General features: G+C 63.3%; 22 protein-coding genes. 13 read left to right on the top strand and 9 right to left on the bottom strand.

Annotated features, from left to right (window positions below; genetic code table 11):
- Nucleotides 1-153 precede the first annotated feature (153 nt).
- The 3 genes from FG94_RS16105 to FG94_RS16095 form a co-directional block, all read right to left on the bottom strand.
- Nucleotides 154-1239, bottom strand: a complete 1086-nt coding sequence (locus tag FG94_RS16105; protein WP_036213767.1) for a type II asparaginase — start codon at nucleotides 1237-1239, stop codon at nucleotides 154-156.
- Nucleotides 1240-1263: 24 nt separating this feature from the next.
- On the bottom strand, nucleotides 1264-2559 hold the full coding sequence (locus FG94_RS16100) for an amidohydrolase family protein (RefSeq protein ID WP_036213765.1): 1296 nt from the start codon (nucleotides 2557-2559) through the stop codon (nucleotides 1264-1266).
- A gap of 83 nt (nucleotides 2560-2642) precedes the next feature.
- Entirely contained in the window at nucleotides 2643-3905 is a 1263-nt protein-coding gene (locus tag FG94_RS16095; RefSeq protein WP_036213763.1) for a dicarboxylate/amino acid:cation symporter, read from the bottom strand.
- Between the two features lie 189 nt (nucleotides 3906-4094).
- Here FG94_RS16095 and FG94_RS16090 point away from each other — a divergent pair, with 189 nt between their 5' ends.
- From FG94_RS16090 to FG94_RS16060, 7 genes are all read left to right on the top strand, one after another.
- Nucleotides 4095-4820, top strand: a complete 726-nt coding sequence (locus tag FG94_RS16090; protein ID WP_036213760.1) for an amino acid ABC transporter ATP-binding protein — start codon at nucleotides 4095-4097, stop codon at nucleotides 4818-4820.
- A 73-nt stretch (nucleotides 4821-4893) separates the two neighbouring features.
- Nucleotides 4894-5943 carry a dihydroorotase gene (gene pyrC, locus FG94_RS16085; protein WP_036213758.1) on the top strand — a complete coding sequence of 350 codons (1050 nt, stop codon included), beginning with the start codon at nucleotides 4894-4896 and terminating at the stop codon, nucleotides 5941-5943.
- 6 nt (nucleotides 5944-5949) lie between these two features.
- A complete protein-coding gene (locus FG94_RS16080) occupies nucleotides 5950-6753 on the top strand; it encodes a DUF3025 domain-containing protein (protein ID WP_036213755.1) in 804 nt (267 codons plus the stop codon).
- 10 nt (nucleotides 6754-6763) lie between these two features.
- Entirely contained in the window at nucleotides 6764-7780 is a 1017-nt protein-coding gene (locus tag FG94_RS16075) for a Gfo/Idh/MocA family protein (protein ID WP_036213752.1), read from the top strand.
- Between the two features lie 67 nt (nucleotides 7781-7847).
- Complete coding sequence (locus tag FG94_RS16070) at nucleotides 7848-8186, top strand: hypothetical protein (RefSeq protein WP_036213750.1); 339 nt, start codon at nucleotides 7848-7850, stop codon at nucleotides 8184-8186.
- 1 nt (nucleotide 8187) lies between these two features.
- Nucleotides 8188-8553, top strand: coding sequence for a glyoxalase superfamily protein (locus tag FG94_RS16065; RefSeq protein WP_036213747.1), 366 nt, complete (start codon nucleotides 8188-8190; stop codon nucleotides 8551-8553).
- A gap of 20 nt (nucleotides 8554-8573) precedes the next feature.
- Complete coding sequence (locus tag FG94_RS16060) at nucleotides 8574-9314, top strand: NYN domain-containing protein (protein ID WP_036213745.1); 741 nt, start codon at nucleotides 8574-8576, stop codon at nucleotides 9312-9314.
- A 26-nt stretch (nucleotides 9315-9340) separates the two neighbouring features.
- On the opposite strand, the gene FG94_RS16055 is transcribed toward FG94_RS16060, so the two are convergent.
- A complete protein-coding gene (locus FG94_RS16055) occupies nucleotides 9341-10009 on the bottom strand; it encodes a tetratricopeptide repeat protein (protein ID WP_229445962.1) in 669 nt (222 codons plus the stop codon).
- A 169-nt stretch (nucleotides 10010-10178) separates the two neighbouring features.
- Nucleotides 10179-12242: an ATP-dependent DNA helicase RecG gene (gene recG, locus FG94_RS16050; protein WP_036213739.1), complete on the bottom strand. Its 2064-nt coding sequence runs from the start codon at nucleotides 12240-12242 to the stop codon at nucleotides 10179-10181.
- Between the two features lie 105 nt (nucleotides 12243-12347).
- On the opposite strand from recG, the gene queA reads away from it, so the two are divergent.
- From queA to secF, 5 genes are all read left to right on the top strand, one after another.
- On the top strand, nucleotides 12348-13370 hold the full coding sequence (queA, locus tag FG94_RS16045) for a tRNA preQ1(34) S-adenosylmethionine ribosyltransferase-isomerase QueA (protein ID WP_036213737.1): 1023 nt from the start codon (nucleotides 12348-12350) through the stop codon (nucleotides 13368-13370).
- A gap of 8 nt (nucleotides 13371-13378) precedes the next feature.
- The gene (gene tgt, locus FG94_RS16040; RefSeq protein WP_036213735.1) at nucleotides 13379-14518 is read left to right on the top strand and encodes a tRNA guanosine(34) transglycosylase Tgt; all 1140 of its coding nucleotides are present in this window, start codon (nucleotides 13379-13381) and stop codon (nucleotides 14516-14518) included.
- Nucleotides 14519-14726: 208 nt separating this feature from the next.
- On the top strand, nucleotides 14727-15059 hold the full coding sequence (gene yajC / locus FG94_RS16035) for a preprotein translocase subunit YajC (protein ID WP_036213733.1): 333 nt from the start codon (nucleotides 14727-14729) through the stop codon (nucleotides 15057-15059).
- A gap of 67 nt (nucleotides 15060-15126) precedes the next feature.
- Nucleotides 15127-17025, top strand: coding sequence for a protein translocase subunit SecD (gene secD, locus FG94_RS16030; RefSeq protein WP_036213730.1), 1899 nt, complete (start codon nucleotides 15127-15129; stop codon nucleotides 17023-17025).
- Nucleotides 17026-17028: 3 nt separating this feature from the next.
- The gene (gene secF / locus FG94_RS16025; protein ID WP_036213727.1) at nucleotides 17029-18051 is read left to right on the top strand and encodes a protein translocase subunit SecF; all 1023 of its coding nucleotides are present in this window, start codon (nucleotides 17029-17031) and stop codon (nucleotides 18049-18051) included.
- 217 nt (nucleotides 18052-18268) lie between these two features.
- Here the strand turns inward: secF and FG94_RS16020 are convergent, their stop codons facing one another.
- From FG94_RS16020 to FG94_RS16005, 4 genes are all read right to left on the bottom strand, one after another.
- Entirely contained in the window at nucleotides 18269-19681 is a 1413-nt protein-coding gene (locus FG94_RS16020; RefSeq protein ID WP_200879990.1) for an FAD-binding oxidoreductase, read from the bottom strand.
- Between the two features lie 978 nt (nucleotides 19682-20659).
- Nucleotides 20660-21265 carry a hypothetical protein gene (locus tag FG94_RS16015; protein ID WP_200879989.1) on the bottom strand — a complete coding sequence of 202 codons (606 nt, stop codon included), beginning with the start codon at nucleotides 21263-21265 and terminating at the stop codon, nucleotides 20660-20662.
- A gap of 31 nt (nucleotides 21266-21296) precedes the next feature.
- Complete coding sequence (locus tag FG94_RS16010; RefSeq protein ID WP_036213719.1) at nucleotides 21297-22136, bottom strand: SDR family oxidoreductase; 840 nt, start codon at nucleotides 22134-22136, stop codon at nucleotides 21297-21299.
- 39 nt (nucleotides 22137-22175) lie between these two features.
- Nucleotides 22176-23222 carry an alpha/beta hydrolase gene (locus tag FG94_RS16005; RefSeq protein WP_036213716.1) on the bottom strand — a complete coding sequence of 349 codons (1047 nt, stop codon included), beginning with the start codon at nucleotides 23220-23222 and terminating at the stop codon, nucleotides 22176-22178.
- Nucleotides 23223-23408: 186 nt separating this feature from the next.
- On the opposite strand from FG94_RS16005, the gene FG94_RS16000 reads away from it, so the two are divergent.
- The gene (locus FG94_RS16000; protein WP_036213713.1) at nucleotides 23409-24338 is read left to right on the top strand and encodes an AraC family transcriptional regulator; all 930 of its coding nucleotides are present in this window, start codon (nucleotides 23409-23411) and stop codon (nucleotides 24336-24338) included.
- Nucleotides 24339-24546 lie beyond the last annotated feature (208 nt).

Genomic DNA, 24546 nt, shown 5'->3' with positions numbered 1-24546 from the left:
TTCTTTTTATCGTTAGCCTAAGAGTCGTCATCCCGGCGCAGGCCGGGATCCAAGCTTGCATGCATAGCGATACTGCATGCGTTCTCACTATGCTGCGGAATTGGATTCCGGCCTGCGCCGGAATGACGTTTCAAGGCTGGCGGTACTATCGGATCAGTAGGTATAGAACATCCGCTGGATGTCCTTGGTATTGCTGGTCCTGGTCAGCGCCAGCATCAGCAGGATGCGCGCCTTCTGCGGGCTCAGCGTATCCGCCACCACGAAGTCCAGCTGATCGTCGTTCGCCTCGCCATTGCGCGCCACGATGCCCTGGCCCACACGCGACGAACGCACGATCACCACGCCCTTCTCGCGCGCAGCGACCAGGGCGGGCTTGGTCTTGGCCGGCAGGCTGCCATTGCCCACGCCCGCGTGCACCAGGCCCTTGGCGCCGGCGGCCACCAGCGCCTTCACCGCCACGTCGCCCACGTTGGCATACGCATACGCCACGTCCACCTGCGGCAGCGCATCCAGCTTCGACACGTCGAACTCGGACTCCACCGTGTGCTTGCGCGTGACCTCACGGTAGAAGAAAGGCTTGCCGCCCTGGATGTAGCCGATCATGCCCAGCTCGGCCGCACGGAAAGTGTCGGCGGTGGTGGTGTTGGCCTTGGTGACGTCGCGCGCCGCGTGGATCTGGTCGTTCATCGCCACCAGCACGCCCTTGCCGACCGCGCTTGGCGAGCCGGCCAGGTTGACCGCGTTGTACAGGTTGATCGGGCCGTCCGCCGACAGGGCGGTGGACGGGCGCATCGACCCGACCACCACCACCGGCTTTTTGCTTTTCACGACCAGGTTCAGGAAGTAGGCCGTCTCTTCCAGCGTGTCGGTGCCGTGCGTGATGACGATGCCGTCCACGTTCGGCTGCGCCAGCAGGGTGTTGACGCGCTTGGCCAGGATCAGCCAGTGCTCGTTGCCCATGTTTTCGCTGGCGATCTGGAACACCTGCTCGCCGGTGACGTTCGCCACCCTGGTGATTTCCGGGACCGCCTGGATCAGCGACTGCACGCCCACGGTGGCGGCGGTATAGCCGACCGTGGTCGTGCTGCTGGCGCCGGTGCCGGCGATGGTGCCGCCGGTGGCGAGGATGGTCACGTTGGGCAGCTTGCTTGCCTGTGCCTGCGCCTGTGCCGCCGAGGCGAGCAGGAACAGGAAGGCGAACAGCGCCGCGCATGCGCGGCTGGACTTCTGGAACAGCATGGACTTCTCCTTCAATAAAACTGCTTACGGCTTCTTGTAGACGACGCCGTCTTTCATCACGAACTTGACCTGCTCGAGCACCTTCACGTCGCGCAGCGGATCGCCCTCGACCGCGATGATGTCCGCGGCAAAGCCCGGTTCGACCGAACCCAGGCGATTGCCCTGGTCGAGCAGGGCGGCGGCATGCAGGGTCGCGGCACGGATGGCCTCGGCCGGCGACATGCCCGCCTCGACCATGTAGCCGAACTCCTTGGCATTCTCGCCATGCGGGAACACGCCGGCATCGGTGCCGAAGGCGATCTTCACGCCGGCCTTGTGGGCGCGTGCAAAGGTGGCCTGCAGCTGCGGGCCGATCGCGGCGGCCTTCGGGCGCACCAGGGCCGAATAATAGTTCGGATCCTTGGCCTTGTCCGCCACGTAGCGGCCGGCCGAGATGGTCGGCACGTACCAGTGGCCGGTCTTCTTGAACAGGGCGACGGTCTCGTCGTCCATCAGGGTGCCGTGCTCGATCGAGTCGACGCCGGCGCGCAGCGCGCGCTTCATGCCCTCGGCGCCGTGCGCGTGGGCCGCGACGCGGAAGCCATAGTCCTTGGCGGTGCTGACGATGGCCTTCAGCTCGTCCTCGGTGTACTGCGAGTTCTGGCCGTTGGCAGCCTGGCTCAGCACGCCGCCGGTGGCGGTGATCTTGATCAGGTCCGCGCCTTCCTTGTAGCGCTGGCGCACGGCCTGGCGGCCTTCTTCCGGGCTGTCGATCACGCCCTTCTCGGGGCCGGGGGCGCCGATCTTCTCGCTCAGGAAGTGCGACAGGTTGTTGGTCGGGTCGGCGTGGCCGCCGGTGGTGGCGATCGACTTCCCGGCGGTGAACATGCGCGGGCCCGGGATCTCGCCGGCGGCGATGGCGCGCTTGAGCGAGACGTTCAGGCCGTCGGCGGCGCCGAGGTCGCGTACCGTGGTGAAGCCCGCCATCAGGGTACGCTGGGCATACTTGACCGAACGGAAAGCCATGTCCTGCGGATCGGCGGTCAGGCGGTCGCGGTAGGCGTCGACCACGGGCGCGGTTTCGCTGGTCAGGTGCACGTGCATGTCGATCAGGCCCGGCAGGCAGGCGTGGCGCGACAGGTCGACACGGTCACTACCCGCGGCAGCCTGGGTCATCGGGCCGACCGATTTCACGACGCCGTTCTCGACCACGATGCTGACGCGCTCGCGCCAGGTTCCGTTCTTGACGTCGAGCAGGCGGCCGCAGTCGATGGTCTGGGTGGCGGCGCTGGCGCCGGTTGCAACCAGCAGCAGGCCTGCTGCCGCATACAGCTGTTTCATGTCTCGCTCCTCATTGTCGTTATGTGAAAAAGGCCCTCCATCGCTGGAAGGCCTTCGGTACTGAAGATGATTCGTGCTGCTCTTTAGCGCAGCGGCGCGACGGCCGGATCCTTGTTCGGTTCCGCCAGGTCGCCTTCCCACTTCGCGACCACGGCGGTGGCGATGCCGTTGCCGATCACGTTGGTGGCCGAACGGGCCATGTCCAGGAAGTGGTCGATGCCCAGCAGGAGCAGCAGGCCGGCTTCCGGGATGTTGAACTGGGCCAGGGTGGCGGCGATGACGACCAGCGAGGCGCGCGGCACGCCGGCCATGCCCTTCGAGGTCAGCATCAGCACCAGCATCATGGTCATCTGGGTCGCCAGGTCCAGCTCGATGCCGTAGGCCTGGGCGATGAACACGGCCGCGAAGGTGCAGTACATCATCGAGCCGTCGAGGTTGAACGAGTAGCCGATCGGCAGCACGAAGGCGGCCAGGCGGTTCTTGACGCCGAAGCGCTCCAGGCCTTCCAGGGTCTTCGGGAACGCCGCTTCCGACGAGGCGCAGGTGTAGGCCAGGATGGTCGGTTCCTTCAGTTCGGAGATCAGGCGCAGCACCCGGCGGCCCAGGAAGATCCCGCCGATCAGGATCAGCACTACCCACAGCAGGATGATGCCGAGGTAGAACTCGGCCATGAAGATGCCGTAGGTCGACAGCACGCCCAGGCCGCTCTTGGCGATGACGCCGGCCACCGCCGCGAACACGGCGATCGGCGCGAAGTTCATGACGTAGCCGGTGAGCTTCAGCATGATGTGGGCGATGCCGTCCACCGCGTCGATCAGCGGGGTGGCGCGGGCGCCGACGGCGGCCGCCGCGGTGCCGAAGAAGACCGAGAACACGACGATCTGCAGGATCTCGTTCCTGGCCATGCCGTCGAAGATCGAGGTCGGGATCAGGTGGGTGATGAAGTCCTTCATGGTCAGGCCCGAGGTGGTGATGCCCGACGAGGCGCCCACCGGCGGCACGGCGCCCGACAGGGCCATCGCGTCACCCGGACGGAACAGGTTCACCAGGATCAGGCCCAGCGACAGCGAGATGACCGAGGCGATGAAGAACCAGCCCAGCGCCTTGACGCCGATGCGGCCCACTTCCTTGGCGTCGCCCATCTTGGCGATGCCGACCACCAGGGTCGAAAACACCAGCGGCGCGATGATCATCTTGATCAGGCGGAGGAACATGGTCGTGATCAGCGACATCGTCTCGGCAAAGCCGGCCGGGTTCTCGAAGCTGGTGTTGGCCACGTAGCCGACGACGATCCCGAGCGCGAGGCCGACCAGGATGTAGGTTGTCAGGCGGTTCTTTTTATCCATAATGCTTCCTGTCTCGTGGACCTGTGCATAACCCGCGGCAGGGGATGGCACTGTCGCAAGGCGAATTATTGGGTATTTGTATAAGGGAGAACGGTGAGCCGTTCTGGTAGGTAAGGCAAGTTCCGAAGTATCCTTGTCGCTAGAAATGCTGTCAAGCACGCTTACACGAGTACAACAGAACAGGCGCAGATGATCGAAATCGAGAATGTCAGCAAGTGGTACGGCAGCTTCCAGGTGCTGCGCGATTGCAGCACCCGGGTGGAGCGCGGCGACGTGGTGGTGGTGTGCGGACCCTCCGGCTCCGGCAAATCCACCCTCATCAAGACCGTTAACGGGCTGGAACCCTTCCAGGAGGGCGTGGTGCGGGTGGACGGCATCTCGGTGGGCGATCCGACAACCAGGCTGTCCCAGCTGCGCGCCCGCATCGGCATGGTGTTCCAGAACTTCGAGCTGTTCCCGCACCTGTCGGTACGCGAAAATCTGACACTGGCCCAGGTCAAGGTGCTGGGCCGCAGCAAGGATGAAGCCTTGACGCGCGGCCTGACATACCTCGACCGTGTCGGCCTGCTGGCCCACAAGGACAAGTACCCGGGCCAGCTCTCGGGCGGCCAGCAGCAGCGCGTGGCGATCGCGCGCGCGCTGGCGATGGACCCGGTGGCGATGCTGTTCGATGAGCCGACCTCCGCCCTCGACCCGGAGATGATCGGCGAGGTGCTCGACGTGATGGTGGGGCTGGCCCAGGAGGGCATGACCATGATGGTGGTCACCCACGAGATGGGCTTCGCGCGCAAGGTGGCGGACCGGATCGTCTTCATGGACTACGGCAGCATCGTCGAGGACAGCCCGGCCGAAGACTTCTTCGGCGCGCCGAAGTCCGAGCGGGCGCGCGAGTTTTTGGCCCGTATTATTCATTAGTCAAGGTCGCACACTGCGCGCTGCAAGGGCGCGCTGCGGGTAAAATGTCGGCATCCGCAATCCGAGAGCCGCCATGTCCCCGATCGATACCCCTGACACCATCACCATCACCCGCCCCGACGACTGGCACCTGCACCTGCGCGACGGCGCAGCGCTGTCCAGCGTCCTGCCGCACAGCGCGCGCCAGTTCGCGCGCGCGATCGTGATGCCGAACCTGAAGCCGCCGGTCACCACCACCGCCATGGCTGCCGCCTACCGCGAGCGCATCCTGGCGGCCCTGCCGGAAGGCATGGCCTTCGAGCCGCTGATGACGCTGTACCTGACCGACAACACCGATCCGGACGAGATCCGCCGCGCCCAGGATTCCGGATTCGTCCACGCGGTCAAGCTGTATCCGGCCGGCGCCACCACCAATTCCGACGCCGGCGTGACCGACCTGAAGAAGTGCTACAAAACCCTGGAAGTGATGCAGGAAGTCGGCATGCCGCTGCTGGTGCACGGCGAAGTGACCGACAACGAGATCGACCTGTTCGACCGCGAAGCCGTGTTCATCGAGCGCGTCATGCGCCCGCTGCGCAGCGCCATGCCGGTCCTGAAGGTCGTGTTCGAGCACATCACCACCAAGGAGGCGGCCCAGTACGTGGCCGAGGCCGAGGGCCCGATCGCGGCAACCATCACCGCCCACCACCTGCTGTACAACCGCAACGAGATCTTCCGCGGCGGCATCCGCCCGCACTACTACTGCCTGCCGGTGCTCAAGCGCGAGGAACACCGCCTGGCGCTGGTCACTGCCGCCACCAGCGGCGACGAGCGCTTCTTCCTCGGCACCGACTCGGCGCCGCACGCGGTGCACACCAAGTACGCCGCCTGCGGCTGCGCCGGCTGCTACACCGCCCTGCATGCGATGGAGATGTATACCGAAGCCTTTGCCCAGGCCGGCGCACTCGACAAGCTGGAAGCCTTCGCCAGCCTGAACGGCCCGGCCTTCTACGGCCTGCCGGTCAACGAAGGGACGATCACGCTCAAGCGCGAGTCCTGGACCCTGCCGGAAACCGTTCCCTTCGGCGAGCACTCGCTGGTGCCGCTCAACGCCGGCGAGACCATCTCCTGGAAGATGGTGTAAGCCTGCATGCTGTCGCAGATCGACTGGTCGCGCCCGTGGTATGACGCGGTACGGCCGGCCTGGCTGGAAGTTGCGCGCCTGGGCCTGGACGGCGATGACTTCATCGACGCCTTCAACCGCAACGCGACTGCCCTCGGTCTGCGCAACGGGGCGGGCCTGCCGCTGCGCTTCGTGTCGCAAAGCGCGCTGCCGGAGGGGACGGCCTACGAGGAATTCATCGGCGCCACCGGCAAGGTCCCGACCCGCGACAACCTGCACGACTTCTTCAACGGCCTGGTGTGGCAGACCTTCCCGCTCATCAAGCGCCAGCTCAATGCCCTGCAGGCCGCCCAGATCGCCCAGGCCGGCATCGGCAAGTCGCGCGGTCCAGCGCGCGATGCCGCCACCATTTTCGACGAGAACGCCGCGCTGCTGGTAGTGCGCGAGAGCAGGTGCGGACGCGCGCTGGTGGACGAACTGCGGGCCCACGGCTGGCTGTCCGCCCTCCACGACAAGCGCGCCGTCTTCGAAAGCGATGTGCGAATCTGGCTGTTTGGCCACGCGCTGATGGAAAAGCTGGTGGCGCCGCGCAAGGCGATCACCGCCCATACGCGCGTCATCTTCGCAAGCGACGATGTGCTGGCGCTGGCTGCTGGCGAGCAGCGTGCCTGGCTCGACGCCCATGTGGCGGAAGAGCTGGCGCGCGAAGGCTTGACGACGGCCGGCTTCACGCCGCTGCCGGTGCTCGGCGTGCCGGGCTGGTGGCCCGGGCAGGATCGCGACTTTTATCTCGATACCACGGTCTTCCGTCCAAAACGGCAGACCACCTGAAAGGAATACGATGGCAAACGCAGTACGCTGGGGCATCCTCGGCACGGGCAAGATCGCGCGCGCCTTCGCCAATGCGCTGAAGGATGTGCCGGACGCCGTGCTGGCGGCGGTCGCGTCGCGCAGCCTCGACAAGGCCCAGGCCTTCGCGCAGGAATTCGGCGGCAGCGCCGCGGCCTATGGCAGCTACCAGGAGCTGCTTGACGCCGCCGGCATCGACCTGGTCTATGTCGCCACCCCGCATCCCCAGCACGCCGACAACGCCCTGATGGCGCTGCGCGCCGGCAAGGGAGTGCTGGTCGAAAAACCGTTCACGATGAACCTGCGCGAAGCCGAGCAGGTGGTCACGCTGGCGCGCGCGCGCCGCCTGTTCCTGATGGAAGCCATGTGGACGCGCTACCTGCCGGCCTTCGACGAGGTGCGGCGCATCATCGCCTCCGGCGAGATCGGCACGGTGCGCCAGGTGGTGGCGGACTTCGGCATTACCCCGAACGCCGGTCCCGAACATCGTATCTTCAATCCGGAGCTCGGCGGCGGCGCGCTGCTCGACCTGGGCATCTATCCGCTGTCGATCGCCACCGCGCTGCTCGGCCCCGTCGCCGAGATCAAGGCCCAGGCCGCGCTCGGGGAAACCGGCGTCGACGTGCAGACCGGCTTCACGCTCCGGCACGAAGGCGGCGGATTGTCGGTGTGCAGCTGTTCCTTCCAGGCGCGCACGCCCTGCGAGCTGACGGTGTCGGGTTCGCGCGGCCACGTGCGCATGAACACCATGTTCCACCGCGCGACGAGCGTCACCGTCAGCCTCGAGGACGGCAGCACGCGCACGGTGGACACGCCTTACCTCGGCAACGGCTACGTGCACGAAGTGATCGAGGCGCAACGCTGCTTCAACGCGGGCTTGCTCGAGAGCCCTGGCATGAAGCTGGAAGAAACGCTGGCGCTGATGGGCGTGATGGACGAGATCCGGCGCCAGGTCGGCCTGGCCTACGAAAGCGACCGCAGGAGCCTGCGGCCTGCGCATGCGGCCTGAATTGACAAGCGGGAGCGCTGCGCGAATACTGGAGCGGTATTGACCACTATTCCAGCGGAGTTCCCCCATGCGTATCCTTCCATCCCTCGTCCTGGCCGCCGGCCTGCTTTCGGGTAGCGCCGCCTGGGCCGATCCGGTCCCGGCCGACAAAATGGACTATGTCGGCAACTGGCAGGGCAAGGACATGCAGCTGTCGCTGTCGAAGGAAGGCAAGGTCGAATACAAGCGCGGCAGGCCGAACGACCAGGTCAACCTCAGCATCGACCTGAAGGGCTTCAAGGGGAACAACTTCGAAGCCGGGGTGGCCTTCGTGCGCACCACTTTTGTGGTCAGCAAGCCGCCGCATCGCGAGGACGGCAAGTGGAAGATGACGGTGGACGGCGTCGAGCTCACCAGGGCCGATTGAGATGCTGCGCGCCCTTGCGCCCATCCTGCGCATCTTCGACGAAGCCAAAGCCCGCGAATTCTACGTCGATTTTTTGGGGTTCAAGGTCGACTGGGAGCACCGCTTCGAACCCGGGCTGCCGCTCTACCTGCAGGTCTCGCGCGACGGCTGCGTCCTCCACCTGAGCGAACACCACGGCGATTGCTGCCCTGGCGCGGCGATGCGTATCGAGGTCGGCGACATCGATGCCTACCAGGCGGAGCTGGCGGCCAGGCAGTATGGCTACGCCCGGCCGGACATCGCCGACACACCCTGGGGCTCGCGCGACATGTCGGTGAAGGACCCGTTCGGGAACCGGCTGACCTTTACCAATGCCATCAGCACCTGATCTCCGCCTACCGACCAAACATGACCAACGAATCTCGTGTTGCGGTCTTCGTTGATTGCGACAACACAAATCCAGCCGCAGTCGAATACGCGTTGCGCGTCGTTGCGAAGTTCGGCCGCGTCGTCGTAAAGCGAGGTTACGGGAACCATGCCACGCTGGCTAACAAATGGCAGGAAACCTTAGTATCGATGGCGTTCACGCCCTGCCTCCAATACCAGTATGCGGCAAGGAAGAACACTTCCGACATGGCGCTGGCACTCGATGCCCTGGAAGCGCTTTTTGATCAGCGTGCCGATTGTTTTTTCCTAGTAACCAGCGATTCGGATTTCGTGTACTTGTGTCGAAAGCTACGCGAGCGTGGAGCGACCGTGTTCATCGTCGGCGAAGCGAAGACGCCGGTCCCGTTGCGCAATGCGAGTGACCAGTTCTTCGAATGGAAGCCGCCAGTTGTAGTGCAAGCTGTGGTCGAACCGGCTGCTGCGCCAAGCATCCCGCTCCGTTCAAAGATAGAAGCGGTGCCATCGAAGCGTCGTCCTAAGTTTGTTGCCGATGCTGTAGCGCTGCTTGCCGGAGATACGTCCGAGGGGAAAGTCCACCTTAGCACGCTAGGCCAGTATCTGAGGCGAACCAACCCGGAATTTTCACCAACAAGCTTTGGTCATACCGGCCTGCTTGATATGCTCAAAACCTACGACCTGCTTTCCCTGAAGAAGGAGGACGGCGGACACTACACGGTACGTCTCGCCAGTGTGCAGACGTAAAGAGTCGAAAATCAACGTAGGGATGCCTAGCCCACCGCTACCGCTGCATCCAGGCGCCTGAACAGCTCCCGATGCAAGTCCAGCGTGTACCTGTTCATGTGCCGGCGCGCATGCTCGATCTCCTTCAACTCGCGCTGCGCCACCGCCTCATCATGATTGGCGAGCGCCCACAGCGCCAGTTCCACCCGCGCCTCGATGCTGCCGAAGCGCTCCGCCAGCGCCGAAAACTGGGCGCCGGCCTCCATCTGTCGTCCGCTAGCGGCGTAGGCCCGGCCCAGCGTCAATCCCGTCTCTTCCGGACGAAAGCCCGGCTGCTTCGCCTGCAGCGATGCCAGGAGCCCGATCGCCGCATCCGGCTGGCCATGCGCCGCTTTTGCACGCGCTGCGCCCAGGATCACCTCGGCGTCATGGGCGAATGGCCCCTGCAGGCAGGCGTCGAATTGCGCCACCGCTTCCGCGCTCTGTCCCGCTTCGAGCAGCGCGCTGGCCAGGCGCATCTGGTTGTGCGCGGTCGGCGTCAGGTCGAAGGCCTGCCGCGCCTCGCGCACCTCGCGCCCCGGGTCGAGCTTCTTCTGCAGCGCATGCCCGGCCATCCTGGCCTGGCGCTCCAGGCGCGAATGCGGCAGGAACACCGCCGCGAAATAGACGAGGCTGCCGAGCAGGGGAAAGGCGAACAGGATCAGCAGCCAGTACAACTGCCTCCCGGTGCGCACGGCATGGACGGCAAAGAAGATGGCGACGATCAGGTGAAGTCCGAGTCAGAGGATGGGCATGGCCGTAGTGGGTGGTGGGCGAAACGCCACGATAGCCCGGTTCGGTGCCCCGATGTCTATCGGATTGTCACTGTTTGCGCGCGATCCACCCTTATACCCTCAGGAATTCCTCACGCCCGCCCAGCCAGCGCGTCAGGTGGGCATCGATGACCGCCATGTATTCGGGCCGGTCGCCGTTATCCAGCAGGTACTGCGCCACGTCGCGCGCCTTTTCCACGATCCACTGGTCGGTCTCCAGGTCGGCGAAGCGCAGCATCGCCTCGCCCGACTGACGCGCGCCCAGGAATTCGCCGGGACCGCGGATCTCCAGGTCGCGCCGCGCGATCTCGAAGCCATCGGTGGTCTCGCGCATCGTCAGCAGGCGCTGCTTGGCCACCTGGCCCAGCGGGCTCTGGTAGAGAAGCAGGCACACGCTCGCGGCGGAACCGCGGCCCACGCGGCCGCGCAGCTGGTGCAGCTGCGACAGGCCGAAGCGCTCGGCGTGCTCGATCACCATCAGCGATGCGTTCGGCACGTCGACCCCGACCTCGATCACGGTGGTCGCCACCAGCACGTGGATGTCCCCGGCGATGAAGGCGTCCATGATCACCTGTTTCTCGGCCGGCTTGAGGCGCCCGTGCACCAGCCCCACCTGCAAGTCGGGCAGGGCTTCGGCCAGGGTCTCGTAGGTCTCGGTGGCGGTCTGCAGCTGCAGCACCTCGGATTCCTCGATCAGCGGGCAGACCCAGTACACCTGGCGGCCTTCCTGGGCCGCGGCGTGCACGCGCTCGATCACTTCGTCGCGCCGGTTCTGGTCGATGGCGCGGGTGACGATCGGGCTGCGCCCCGGCGGCAGTTCGTCGATCACCGACACTTCGAGGTCGGCGTAATAGGTCATGGCCAGGGTGCGCGGGATCGGCGTGGCCGACATCATGAGCTGGTGCGGCACCAGGCCGTCGCTGCCCTTGTTGCGCAGGGTGAGGCGCTGGCCGACGCCGAAGCGGTGCTGCTCGTCGACGATGACGAGGCCCAGCCGCGCGAACTGCACCGTGTCCTGGATCAGGGCGTGGGTGCCGATCACCAGCTTGGCTTCGCCGGATTCGATCAGCTCCTTGGCCGCATCCTTTTCCTTCTTCTTCAGGCTGCCGGTCAGCCAGGCCACTTTTACGCCGAGCGGCTCCATCCAGGCCGCGATCTTACGGAAATGCTGCTCGGCCAGGATCTCGGTGGGCGCCATCAGCGCCGCCTGGTAGCCGCTGTCGATCGCCTGGGCGGCGGCGAGCGCCGACACCACGGTCTTGCCGCTGCCGACGTCGCCCTGCAGCAGGCGCTGCATCGGATAGCCCTCGCGCAGGTCGGCGCCGATCTCCTTGACTACGCGCTGCTGCGCGCCGGTGAGCTGGAAGGGCAGGGCGGCCAGGAAGGACTCGGACAGTTCGCCGACCGCGCGCAGTTGCGGCGCGCCTTTCTCGCGCCGGGCGCGCTGGGCCCGCTTCAGGGACAGCTGCTGCGCCAGCAGCTCGTCGAACTTCATGCGGGTCCAGGCGGGGTGGCTGCGTTCGGTCAGTGCGTATTCGTCCACGTCCGCCGGCGGGTAGTGCAGCAGGCGCACCGAGGGCTCGAAATCCCACAGCTGCAGGCGGGAGAGGAAGGCATTGGGCAGGGTGTCGCGCCAGTCCACCCGTTTCATGGCGTCGTTGATCGCGCGCCGCAGCACCGTCTGCGACAGGCCTTCGCCGGCCGGGTAGACCGGCGTGAGCGAGGTAGGCAGCGGCGCGCCTTCGTTGATCACCTTGTAGGTGGGGTGGACCATCTCGGCCCCGAAGAAGCCGTGCTTCAGTTCGCCCCGGGCGCGTACCCTCACGCCTTCGGACAATTGCTTGACCTGGCTGCCGTAGAAATTCATGAAGCGCAGCTGCAGCTCGCCCGTGTCGTCCGAAATCTGTACCAGCAGCTGGCGCCGCGGCTTGTAGCTGATTTCATTCCTGACCACGACCCCTTCGACCTGCCAGGTCTGCAGGCCGCGCATGCTGGCGTCACGAATGGAGACGACGCGGGTCTCGTCCTCGTAGCGCATCGGCAGGTGCAGCACCAGGTCCATGTCGGTGCGCAGCCCTAGCTTGGCGAGCTTGGATTCAACAGTTTTGGGGGCGGATGTGGTCTTTGGGGCGGGCATATTGCGGCATTCAGGCGGATGCTGGCGTAAAATAGAGGGTTCGCCGCACGCATTGCAGCCTCTATTGTAAGGCTGTCAGCATCCATTTTCCCAGAATTGACAACAATGTACTCGCTTTCCGATTTCGATTTCGACCTGCCGCCTGAGCGGATCGCGCAGCATCCGCTGCCGGACCGGAGCGCCTCGCGCCTGCTGCAGCTCGATGGCGACCAGATCACCGACCGCCATTTCGCGGACATCGTCGACCAGCTCCAGCCGGGCGACCTCCTGGTGATGAACAATACGCGCGTATTGAAGGCGCGCTTCTTCGGCGTCAAGGAGACCGGCGGCCAGGTGGAAGTGCTGGTCGAGCGGGTGCTCGACAACCGCACGGTGCTGGCGCAGGTGCGCGCATCGAAGTCGCCCAAGCCGGGCAACCGCATCCGCCTGGCCGACGCCTTCGACGTCACGGTCGGCGAGCGCGCCGGCGAGTTCTTCACGCTGCACTTCGAAGGCGACGTGTTCGAGCTGATCGAAGCCCACGGCCGCCTGCCGCTGCCGCCCTACATCGAGCACAATGCCGACGAATTCGACGAGCAGCGCTACCAGACCGTGTATTCGAAGGAGCCCGGAGCGGTGGCCGCGCCGACCGCCGGCCTGCACTTCGACCAGCCGCTGCTGGACCGCCTGGCCGCGAAAGGCGTCAAGCTGGCCTACGTGACCCTGCACGTGGGCGCCGGCACCTTCCAGCCGGTGCGGGTCGAGGACCTGTCGGCGCACCAGATGCACTCGGAGTGGTACACGATCCCGCAGGAGACGGTGGATGCGGTGCGCGCGGCCAAAGCGCTTGGGCGCGACGTGGTGGCGGTCGGCACCACCAGTCTGCGGGCGCTCGAATCGGCCTCGCAATCGGGCGAACTGAAGGTGGGCAGCGACGACACGGCGCTGTTCATCACGCCGGGCTACGCCTTCAAGACGGTGACCCGCCTGATCACCAATTTCCACCTGCCCAAGTCGACCCTGATGATGCTGGTGTCGGCCTTTGCCGGCTACCACGAGATCCGCAAGGCCTATGCCCACGCGATCGCCAACGAATACCGCTTCTTCAGCTATGGCGACGCCATGCTGCTGACGACTGCCTCACGCTAATAGATACCATGCTCGAATTTACCCTCCTGAAGAAAGACACCAGCGGCCTGTCGCACGCGCGCCGCGGCCGCCTGAAGCTCAACCACGGCACCATCGAAACCCCGATCTTCATGCCGGTCGGGACGTACGGCTCGGTCAAGGCGATGGATCCGATCGAGCTGAAGGAAGTCGGCTCGCAGATCATCCTGGGTAACACCTTCCACCTGTGGCTGCGCCCGGGCACGGCGGTGCTCGACAAGTTCGGCGGCCTGCACAAGTTCATGGGCTGGGACGGCCCGATCCTGACCGATTCGGGCGGCTTCCAGGTGTTCTCGCTGGGCGCGATGCGCAAGATCACGGAAGAGGGCGTCAAGTTCGCTTCGCCGATCGACGGCTCGCGCCAGTTCCTGTCGCCCGAAGTGTCGATGCAGATCCAGCGCTCGCTGAACTCGGACATCGTGATGCAGTTCGACGAATGCACCCCCTACGAGATCGACGGCCGCCCGGCCACCGCCGAAGAGGCGGCCAAGTCGATGCGCATGTCGCTGCGCTGGGCCCAGCGCTCGATGAACGAGTTCAAGCGCGGCGAGAACCCGAACGCGCTGTTCGGCATCGTCCAGGGCGGCATGTACGAGCACCTGCGCGACGAGTCGCTGGCGGGGCTGGAAGACATCGACTTCCCGGGCCTGGCGATCGGAGGCCTGTCGGTGGGCGAGCCGAAGGAAGACATGCAGCGCATCCTGGCCCACGTCGGCCCGCGCCTGCCGGAGAACAAGCCGCACTACCTGATGGGCGTCGGCACCCCGGAAGACCTGGTCGAGGGCGTGGCCAACGGCGTCGACATGTTCGATTGCGTGATGCCGACCCGGAATGCCCGCAACGGCTGGCTGTTTACGCGCTTCGGCGACGTCAAGATCAAGAACGCGCGCTACAAGGATGACATGGCGCCGCTGGACGAGAGCTGCGACTGTTATTGCTGCAAGAACTTCTCGCGCGCCTACCTGCACCACCTGCACCGCTCGAACGAGATCCTGGGCGCGCGCCTGAACACGATCCACAACCTGCACTTCTACCTGAAGATCATGCAGGAGATGCGCGACGCGATCGATGCGGACCGGTTCAGCGAGTTCCGGATCCAGTTCCGGGCTGACCGCTCGCGCGGGGTGTAAGCGGGCGCTTACTGCTGAGTTTGCAAGAAGAAGGGCTCTCCTGTACGGTAGAGCCCTTTTTTGTTCGGCCAGCAGGCCCTGCACTTATTTTTCCATCAACATCTTGCAATTAGGAATTGCAAACCTACATACCCTCAGATTGTCCCCGGCCCCACCGCCGGTGCTAGAATATACCGCTTATTTTTTAATCCTCACAATCGGAGTCCTTGTGTTCATTTCCAACGCGTACGCGCAAACGACGGCTGCAGCCGATCCTGGCCTGATGGGTAGCCTGACCACTTTCCTGCCGCTGATCCTGATGTTCGTGGTCATGTATTTCCTCATGATCCGTCCGCAGCAGAAGCGCCAGCGCGAGCTGAAAGCGATGATGGACGCACTGACCAAGGGCGACGAAGTGGCGACCGCCGGCGGCATCCTGGGCCGCGTGGTCAAGGTGGCCGATACCACCGTGACCCTGGAAGTCGCGAGCGGCACCGAAATCGTGGTCCAGAAGAACGCAGTGGTGACGCTGCTGCCGAAAGGCACCCTGAAGGCACTGTAAGGCTAGTTAAGCACCATCAGCGGCCCTCCGGGGCCGCATCGTGCCCAACATTGAACGCTGGAACACTATGAATCGCTATCCCGTCTGGAAATATCTATTGATCGCCGTCGCGCTCCTGCTGGGTGCGCTGTACACGGCGCCGAACTACTTCGGCGAATCGCCGGCACTGCAGGTCACCACCGGTAAAACGACGGTCAATATCACCAGCGCCACTGTCGGCCTGGTAGAGGATACCCTCAAGCGTAATGGTGTTCCGGCCACGAAGATCGCCCTGGAAGGTACCGGCAACAGCACCGCGGTACGCGCGCGCTTCGCCAGCCCCGACGCCCAGTTCAAGGCCAAGCTGGCGCTCGAACGCGACCTGAATCGCGACAAGGACAATCCCGACTACATCGTCACCGTCAACCTGGCGAAGAACACCCCGGCCTGGATGGAAAGCATCGGCGCCAAGCCCATGAACCTGGGCCTGGACCTGCGCGGCGGCGTGCACTTCCTGCTGCAGATCGACAGCAAGGCCGTGCTCGACACCAAGGTGAAGGGCCTGCAGGCCAGCATCCGCAGCCAGCTGCGCGACGCCAACATCCGCCACGCCGGTATCGAGCGCGTCGGCAACACCATCGAAGTGCGCTTCCGCGAGAACGCCGTCCGCGCCGAAGCCCGCGCCGCGCTGGGCAAGCAGTCGCAGGACCTGGTCTTCGCCGATGCCGCCGACGGCACCGAGCTGAAGCTGGTCGTCAGCCTCAAGCCGGAAGCGGTGCGTCGCACCGTGGAAGACGGCGTGAAGCAGAACATTTCCACCCTGTCCAAGCGCATCAACGAACTGGGCACCACCGAGCCGCTGATCCAGCAGCAGGGCGCCGACCGCATCATCGTCCAGCTGCCGGGCGTGCAGGACGTGGCGCGCGCCAAGGACATCATCGGCCGCACCGCCACCCTGGAACTGCGCATGGTCGACTCGACCGTGACCCCGGGCACCGAGCTGACCGCCGCGATTCCGCTGAACTCGGAACTGTTCACCGAAGGCCGCGGCGCTCCGGTGGTGGTGTCCAAGGACATCATCCTGACCGGCGACTACATCTCGAGCGCCGTCGCCAGCTTCGACCAGAACCAGCAGCCGGCCGTCTCGATCGACCTGAACGGCGACGGCGGCCGCCGCATGCGCTTGGCCACCCGTGAAAACGTCGGCAAGCGCCTGGCGGTCCTGCTCAAGGAAAAAGGCCAGTACAGCGTGCCGACCGCCCCGGTCATCAACCAGGAACTGGGTTCGACCTTCCAGATCACCGGCATCGGCAGCATCGAAGACGCCAACGAGCTGGCGCTGCTGCTGCGCTCGGGCGCGCTGTCGGCGCCGATGGAATTCATCGAGGAACGCGTGATCGGCCCGCAACTGGGCGCCGAGAACATCGAGCGCGGCCTGCATTCGACGCTGTGGGGCTTCGTGGCGATCGCGGCCTTCATGATCATCTACTACCACCTGGTGGGCACGGTCAGCGCGATCGCGCTGGCCGCCAACGTGCTGTTCCTGCTGGCCCTGCTGTCGATGCTGCAGGTCACCCTGACCCTGCCGGGCATCGCGGCAATCGCGCTCACGCTCGGCATGGCGATCGACTCCAACGTGCTGGTCAACGAGCGCATCCGCGAGGAACTGCGTGCGGGTGCCACGCCGCAGGTGGCGATCAATGCCGGCTACAAGCACGCCTGGGACACGATTTTCGACTCCAACGTCACCGCCCTGATCGTCGGTCTGGCGCTGCTGATCTTCGGTTCCGGTCCGGTGCGCGGCTTCGCCGTGGTGCACTGCCTGGGCATCCTGACCTCGATGTTCTCGGCCGTGTTCCTGTCCCGTGGCCTGATCAACCTCTGGTATGGCCGCAAGAAGAAGCTGACCCATATCTCGATCGGCACGGTCTGGAAAGAAGGCTTTACGCCCAACAAGCAAAACGCGACTCAGGGAGCGCAGGACTAAATCATGGAATTTTTCAAGATCAAACGGGACATCCCGTTCATGCGCCACGCCGTGATCCTCAATGTGATCTCGGTGGTGACCTTCCTGGCGGCGGTGTTCTTCCTGGTGACCAAGGGCCTGCACTGGTCGGTCGAGTTCACCGGCGGCACCGTGATGGAACTGCACTATCCGCACGCGGCAAATCAGGAAAAGATCCGCACCACGCTGCGCAGCATCGGCTACGAAGCGCCTGAAGTGACCGGTTTCGGCACCGCCCAGAGCGTCCTGCTGCGCCTGCCGATCGTCGAAGGCCAGGACCAGGCCGGCACCTCGAGCCGCGTCTTCAACGCGATCTGCTCCTCGGAGCAGGGCAAGCCGACGGTCACCCAGGTCACGACCGACAAGGGCGAGATGGTCAACCGCACCGCCTGCGTGACCGCGGACAACAAGGAACTGGTCAGCCTGCAGCGTGTCGAATTCGTCGGCCCGGCAGTCGGCGACGAGCTGGCGCAGAACGGCCTGAACGCACTGATCATGGTGGTGATCGGCGTGATCATCTACCTGTCGGTGCGCTTCGAGTGGAAGTTCGCGGTCTCGGCGATCATCGCCAACCTGCACGACGTGGTCATCATCCTGGGCTTCTTCGCCTTCTTCGAGTGGGAATTCTCGCTGACGGTGCTGGCGGCGATCCTGGCGGTGCTGGGCTACTCGGTCAACGAATCGGTCGTCATCTTCGACCGAATCCGCGAAATGTTCCGCAAGCAGCGCAAGATGAGCGTGCCTGAAGTGATCGACCACGCGATTACCAGCACCATCTCGCGTACCATCATCACCCACGGCTCGACCCAGATCATGGTGCTGTCGATGCTGCTGTTCGGTGGCCACGCGCTGCATTATTTCGCCATGGCGCTGACCATCGGCATCTGCTTCGGTATCTATTCCTCGGTGTTCGTCGCCGCGGCCCTGGCCATGTGGCTGGGCATCAAGCGCGAAGACCTGATCAAGCCGGTCAAGGAAAAGGACGAGACCGACGGCGCTGTCGTCTAAATATCGCTAAAAGCCGACAAACATGCCGCCCCGGCCCTGCCGTGGCGGCATTTTTTACATCCAGATCAAACAGTGTGACAATTTGGCAGTTTATGTGTGGTAACGCACAGAGCCGTAGAATGCCCATCCCTATAGTGGACCTGTCTCTTTCAGGACATCCCTAGTTTTGGACTTCACCCGCTCCCCAACCGGAGCGGGTTTTTTTTTGCTTAGGCTGTTACAAATACCTGGCCCACAGTTCGTTGCTGAAGCGGCCGGAAGGGTCGACCTTGCGTTTGATCGCGCGCAAAGCTTCGGCCTCGGGGTAGGCGCGGTCGAACTGGGTGCGGGTGGCGTGCAGCTGGTAGGGCAGGTAGTAGCGCCCGCCGAAGGCAAGCGCGGTATCGATCATCGCGCGCGTCCACTCCGCCACCCGGCGCCGGGCGGCGGCATGGGTGCGCTGCTTGTAGTACACCACGAAGGAAAACACTTCCTCCTTCGCCCAGGGCAGCAGGGAGGTGCTGTCCGCCGGCGAATGGCGCACCGACACGTTCAGGACCTGGGCATCGTGCTTGCGGATGGTCGCCGCCATGGCCCGGGCATAGGCGGCAAAGTGCCGTACCGGGATGAAATATTCCTGCAGCACGTAAGCCGAGACCAGGCGCGTGCGCGGCTCCAGTTCCGCCACGTCGAGGCTGGCTTCGTGGTTGCGCCACTTGACGCTGGGGCGGGCCAGCAGCAGCGGGTGGATCAGTTTGCTGCGGATCAAGTCGCCGCGCGGCAGCTCGGTCATGGCGAACAATGCATTCTGCTCGAGGCCGTAGGACTGGCCGCGCGGGACCAGCCTGGCCGTTTCGGTCAGGGCCTTGCTCGTCCTGCGCCAGGACACCGCGACCGGCGCGTCGAACAGCGGCGGCAGCAGGTCGGCGTTGTTGAAAACGCAGTCGCCGGCATCCGCCATGCGCTTGAACCAGGCGGGATACTCGTCGAGCGCTACCGACTCCACGCTGCGTTCGATGCGGGTGTTGTGCGCCAGGTCAAGCTCGACCTCGGTGATGACGCCCATCGCGCCATACCCACCGGCGGCGGCGCGGAACACCTCCGCGTTGAGGCTGCGCGTCGCTTCCACGACCGTGCCGTCGGCCAGCACCAGCTGCAGGGCGCGCACCGAATTCACTACCGGCCCGTTGCCGACGTAGCGCCCATGGGCATTCACCGACACGGCGCCGCCCACGGTGAAATTCGAAAAGCTCTGCATCGTGTGCACGGCCAGGCCCAGCGGGTCGAGCGCATCCTGCAGCTCGCGCCAGCGCATCCCGGCCTGGACCCGGGCCACTTTCGCGTCCGCATCCAGCCGGACGAGCCGGTTCATGCCGCGCATGTCGAGGTGCAGCCCACCGGTGATGGCGACCTGGCCGCCCATGCTGTAGCGGCCACCGCCGACCGCGATCCTGCCGGGCCAGGCGCGCACCGCCTGCGCGACCTCCCCGGTCGTGCGCGGTGCGGCGACACGCGCGACTTCCACCGGATACAGCCCGGTAAGGTTGGGAATGGCGATCCCTGGCGCGGCCAGGGCATGGGGCGGCGACAAGGCCAGCAGGCCGGCCCCGGCCATGGCCTGGACGAGGAAGCGGCGACGTGATGGATGCATGCGTTCGAGGAATAAAGGGTTTGGCCGGGAGTGGCGAACCCGGAGCATCCGGCAGCTTTGCCTGCCCGGCAAGCCATTGCTGCGCCGGTAGCATGGGCCGATACCGCGCGTATCGTGTGGACATGCCGACAATTTGTTCACCTAAGTGAATCAGCGCACGGAGCCGATCGAAGCGGAGCCCTAAAGTGGAACCGTCTCTTTCAGGACATCCCTAGTTTTGGACTTCACCCGCTCCACGGAGCGGGTTTTTTTTTGCGGCGGCCTTGCGCGAGCGCATACGCGACGGACTGTGTGAACCAGCGTACGGAAGCGGCCTCATGCGCGGCTTATAGTGGAACCGTCTCTTTCAGGACATCCCTAGTTTTGGACTTTGCCCGCTCTCTCGAGCGGGTATTTTTTTTGCGCCGGGGTGTTAATAAGCAGGTGGCCCAATCCCTTTAAAATCATTGGGTTAGGAAGGTTTTGCTGCGGCGCGCCATAAGAAAAAGAAATTGACCTTGAAAGTCTAGCTCGTTCATCGACTAGAATTCACAAAAAGGAGGGGGCAGGATTTTTCGATGACAGGCCGGGGCCGTCACGCTCGACACCCCGCCCGCCGCTAAGACAAAGCCCTGCAGCTGGCAGTTGTGGCTAGGCCGTCTACAACGGGACAAGGAGAATCATCATGAACACAGCTGTAATCATTACTGCCGCGATAGTTCTCGGGTTCGCTATCGGCCGACTGCGTAGCCTTGAGGGCTTCCGCCGGAAGTCGCATGGATGAAATCCCATCCTATATGGCTGGCTCCCGCTTCAGCCATACTCCAAGTCTGCTTACCGACCGTGTCGGGTCGGCGGTTTGTGCAACAACCTGTTGCACAAATTTGTGGTCAGGCCATGCTTGTGCAAACCGAATTTAGACTGGTCCGATGGCCGGACCTGTGACGAGGCGCTACTCGTACGAGTGAGCAAACGTCTCGCAGAGCTTATGCCGGTTGACTAAGCGTTCAGTTCGCTCACCGTTGCTCGCACTGACTCCAACAGTTCTTCACGACTCATCTGCCAATAGATGCGCCCACGTCTGATAAAGACGTGTTGGATAAGTCGTCCTCCACGCGCCTCTACTTCCTTCCCGAACTTATCAATCTCGTTCTGCTTGAAACGACTATTGCCTGTTGTGAACAGCACAACTTCCTTGCCGGTCAGGTCAGTCTGCCGAACGTAGGCCCATAGCGGCGTTGCGGGCCTGAACAGCCAGGTGGGCGATACCAGGTAGACACGTTGAACAGGACGTAAATCGATTGGTTCCACCTCAATCGCAGGCAAGGCTTCACCAATGGCATCCGTGAGCGCTTTGCTCTGACCTGCGAAACTCAGCGCGTAGTCTGAAGTAATCCGAGCAATCGGGGCGTTGTACAGTCGAGCAATTTCGCGAGCGGCCGCTTCCGAATGAACAGAGCGAGAGTAATAGACAACCGCAGCTCTCTGGCTAGGTTCACCGACGGGGGCGTACGCCGGACTCGGCTTGTAGCTTTGGTCCTTTAGAGCCATGGCAACAAAGGCTGATACGCCAAGTAGAACAGGCGCCAAGGCGAAGAGGGTCATGCGCTGCCGTCGGTTCATTGGACTTGCTCAGTCATTCATCGTGTGCAAGCGACGTCGACAGCTCGCGAAATGCGTCTGCTTCAGCAAGCAATGCTTGGGCTTTCGCTTTGAACACGCCAACCGCATCAGAACCCCCGGCGAATCTGGTGGGTGGCACCTCGAGTCCCGCCAAGTGAACGATGGCTCGGGCGAGCTTGGCGGGGTCACCGCCTTGCGTGCCGCTCATCCCGCTCCAGGCGTCGCTGGTCGCCTTGCTACGGTCGGCATAGTCCTGGATGCTGGGCTGCGCGAAGGTAGTCGAGTCAGGGGTAAGTAGTTCTGTGCGGAAGAAGCCCGGTTCGACAAGCATCGTGCGGATTCCGAACGGAGCAATCTCAACGGCGAGGGACTCCGTCCAGCCTTCAAGACCGAACTTTGCGGCAGCATAGGCCGAGCAGTACATTCCGCCAGCGATGCCAGCCGTTGAAGAGATATTGAGCAGCAAGCCAGTACGCTGGCTGCGCATTGTGGGCAGAACGGCGCGGGTGACATTCATCGGTCCGAACAAAAGAGTTTCGAGCTGGCTGCGAACCTCCTCAGGGCTTAACTCTTCAAAAAAGCCCGCGTAGAAGTTCCCCGCGTTGTTCACCAGCACGTCGATTCCTCCAAACCTCGCAACCGCGGCGTTGACCGCAGACTGGGCTTCATCGATACGGGTGACATCCAGCTTCAGGCACAACAGATTTGGGTGGTCTCCAACAGCGGCAGCAACCTTGGCCGAATTGCGGCCTGTCGCGACAACGGAGTGCCCCGCTGCCAGGGCGGCCTTTGTAAGTTCCACGCCAAGGCCACGACCTGCGCCAGTGATAAACCAGATTTTATTGTTGCTCATAGGGTGCTTGTTTTGGTCGAGATTGGTGAAGAGTACTGGTCAGGCAAGGGTGCGATTGAAGAACGGGGCCAATTTTTTCATCGCGGTGTCGGCGCCGGCGCCGTCGTAAAGGTCCATGTGCGTAGCCCCGTCAACCACGTACAGCTCTTTACGCCCCGTTGCCTTAGCATGAAGTTCCTGGCTATGCCACAGCGAGCCCGCTTCGCTGCCAGCAATAATCATGAGTGGCTGGGTAAGCAGGTCCACCCGGTCAAATCCGGTAAACGCGACCAGAGCGCTTAAGCTGGTCACGAGCATCTTATTGGGCGAATTCGGATGGTGGCCACGTGGGGTCAAATAGTAATCAGCCGCTTCCTGAAGGTCGCGAGGGGCCGTCTTGTCACCCACCTTGGGCACGTAATTGACATACGCCGGTGTGGCGCCGGCTGCTTCAGCACTACGCTGTTTAGCCACCGAATCAAGAATGGCAATCTGCTCCTCTTTCGTCGCTTTGCCCTCCCAGCCTCTGCGCGTAGCAGCACCTACATCAACCGCGCTCACGGTGGCGATGGCCTTGATGCGCCGCTCCAAGGAAGCAGCCTTTACGGCGGTGCCGCTGCCAGCGCAAATGCCGAGAGCGCCAATACGGCTAGCGTCAACGTAGCCAAGCGAGGTCAAGTAATCGACGGCACTGTAGATGTCGGCCACTCGGCGCATCGGGTCGTCCAGGAGCCGAGGCATCCCGCCGCTTGCTCCCTGATGTGATGCATCAAAGGCCAACGCAACGAAGCCTTGCTCAGCCAGTTTGCTTGCGTACAGACCAGCAGTCTGTTCTTTCACGCCACCACCTGGGTGCACACTTACGATGGCTGGATACTTGCTCGTTTTGTTGAAACCCTTCGGCAGGTACAGGTTGCCTGCCATGTCGATGCCATTGTTCTTGAAGCTGACATTTAGGACTCGGACTCCGGTCGCCATGACCTTTGACTTTCCGGCGGCAGAAGCGATTTGGGGAATCAGCAGTGACGCGGCCAGGGCAGAGCCTCCAAACAGAGCATGACGGCGACCAATGCTATTAGGGACTTGAATCGAAGGATTTTTGTTCATGATAAGGTTCTCGTGACGGTTGAACAGCGGTTACAGCGTGTGGAAAGTATATCGACCGCGTTTCCAATCTGGTTGCCGAAACCAGCGAACATCTTGCCTAAAGCAACGATTCGGACGAGCTAGTCCAGTCAAGGCCCTCTGTTCCATGCTACAGTTGCCACGTTGAATTGAATCAGGACGCGACCTGTGAATAGCGCTACGCCACCTAATGTCCCAGCAGTTTCGGCAATTTTCTCTCTTGCGCAAGCAATCGCAAAAATTGCCCAAAGCGACGGAGACTATCAAACAGTCATCCCGGGGCTTTCGCTACACAGGCGCAAGACGCCCACGGAGCCCCTGCATTGCATCTTTAACCTAGGCCTTGGCGTCGTGGTTCAAGGGGACAAACAGGCTTTGTTGGGCGACGAAGTCATCACTTACGGTCCTGGGCAGTCAATGCTGACCTCCATTGAACTTCCAGTTATCTCACGGGTAACCCGTGCAACTCCTCAAGAGCCCTTACTTGGGCTCATGCTGACGCTAGATAGTCAGGAGATAGCCGTAGTGGCTGCGGACATGCATCTACCGGCACCTGCCCGTGGAACAGGTGTTCGACCCTTGACGGTCGAGCAGTTGGACGAGCGGCTTACCGGAGATTTGGTTCGGCTAGTTGAGTTGCATGACCAGGCGGAGCTCGTAATCATGCTCGCCCCCTTAATCAAACGAGAAATTATCGTCCGATTGCTTGCAGGCCCACACGGGCCACAACTGCAGCGTCTGGTTGCTGATGGCTCCCCTGGTCAGCAGATTTCAAAGGCAGTTGCCTGGCTCAAGCAAAACTTTGCCCAACCAATTCAGGTGGATGAGCTGGCGGCATTGGTGCATATGAGCCCTTCCACTTTCAGGCAGCACTTCCGCGCCATCACCGGCACGAGCCCGCTTCAGTACCAAAAGCAATTACGGTTGCAGCAAGCGCGGCAACTTATGCTCAGTGAGAACATGGATGCGGGAAGCGCAAGCGGACTAGTAGGGTATGAAAGCGCGTCTCAGTTTAGTCGGGAATACGGCCGCCTATTCGGTGCGCCGCCGGCTCAGGATGTGCGGCGCATAAGAGAGATAGAACGACAACTCTCCTAAGTTGGTAGTCCGTTGCCGTCGCTCCGTGTTGGCGTACCGTATTTCGCAAGCATCCGATTTTGCGAGCAAAGCCAATTTCCTTGAGATAGCCCCTTGAAGTACCAGACACAGTCGATGCTGTATCCTTACGGATAGGAATAAGACTGTGAGTATGACTAGAAACAACCAAACCATCGAAGTCGTGACGGTGTCCGAAGAGCGACGCCGG

It is taken from the genome of Massilia sp. LC238, from assembly GCF_000735635.1.
GTDB lineage: Bacteria > Pseudomonadota > Gammaproteobacteria > Burkholderiales > Burkholderiaceae_D > Telluria > Telluria varians.
Note: the sequence above shows the minus strand (reverse complement) of the source record. Positions and strands in the feature narration are given on the sequence as shown.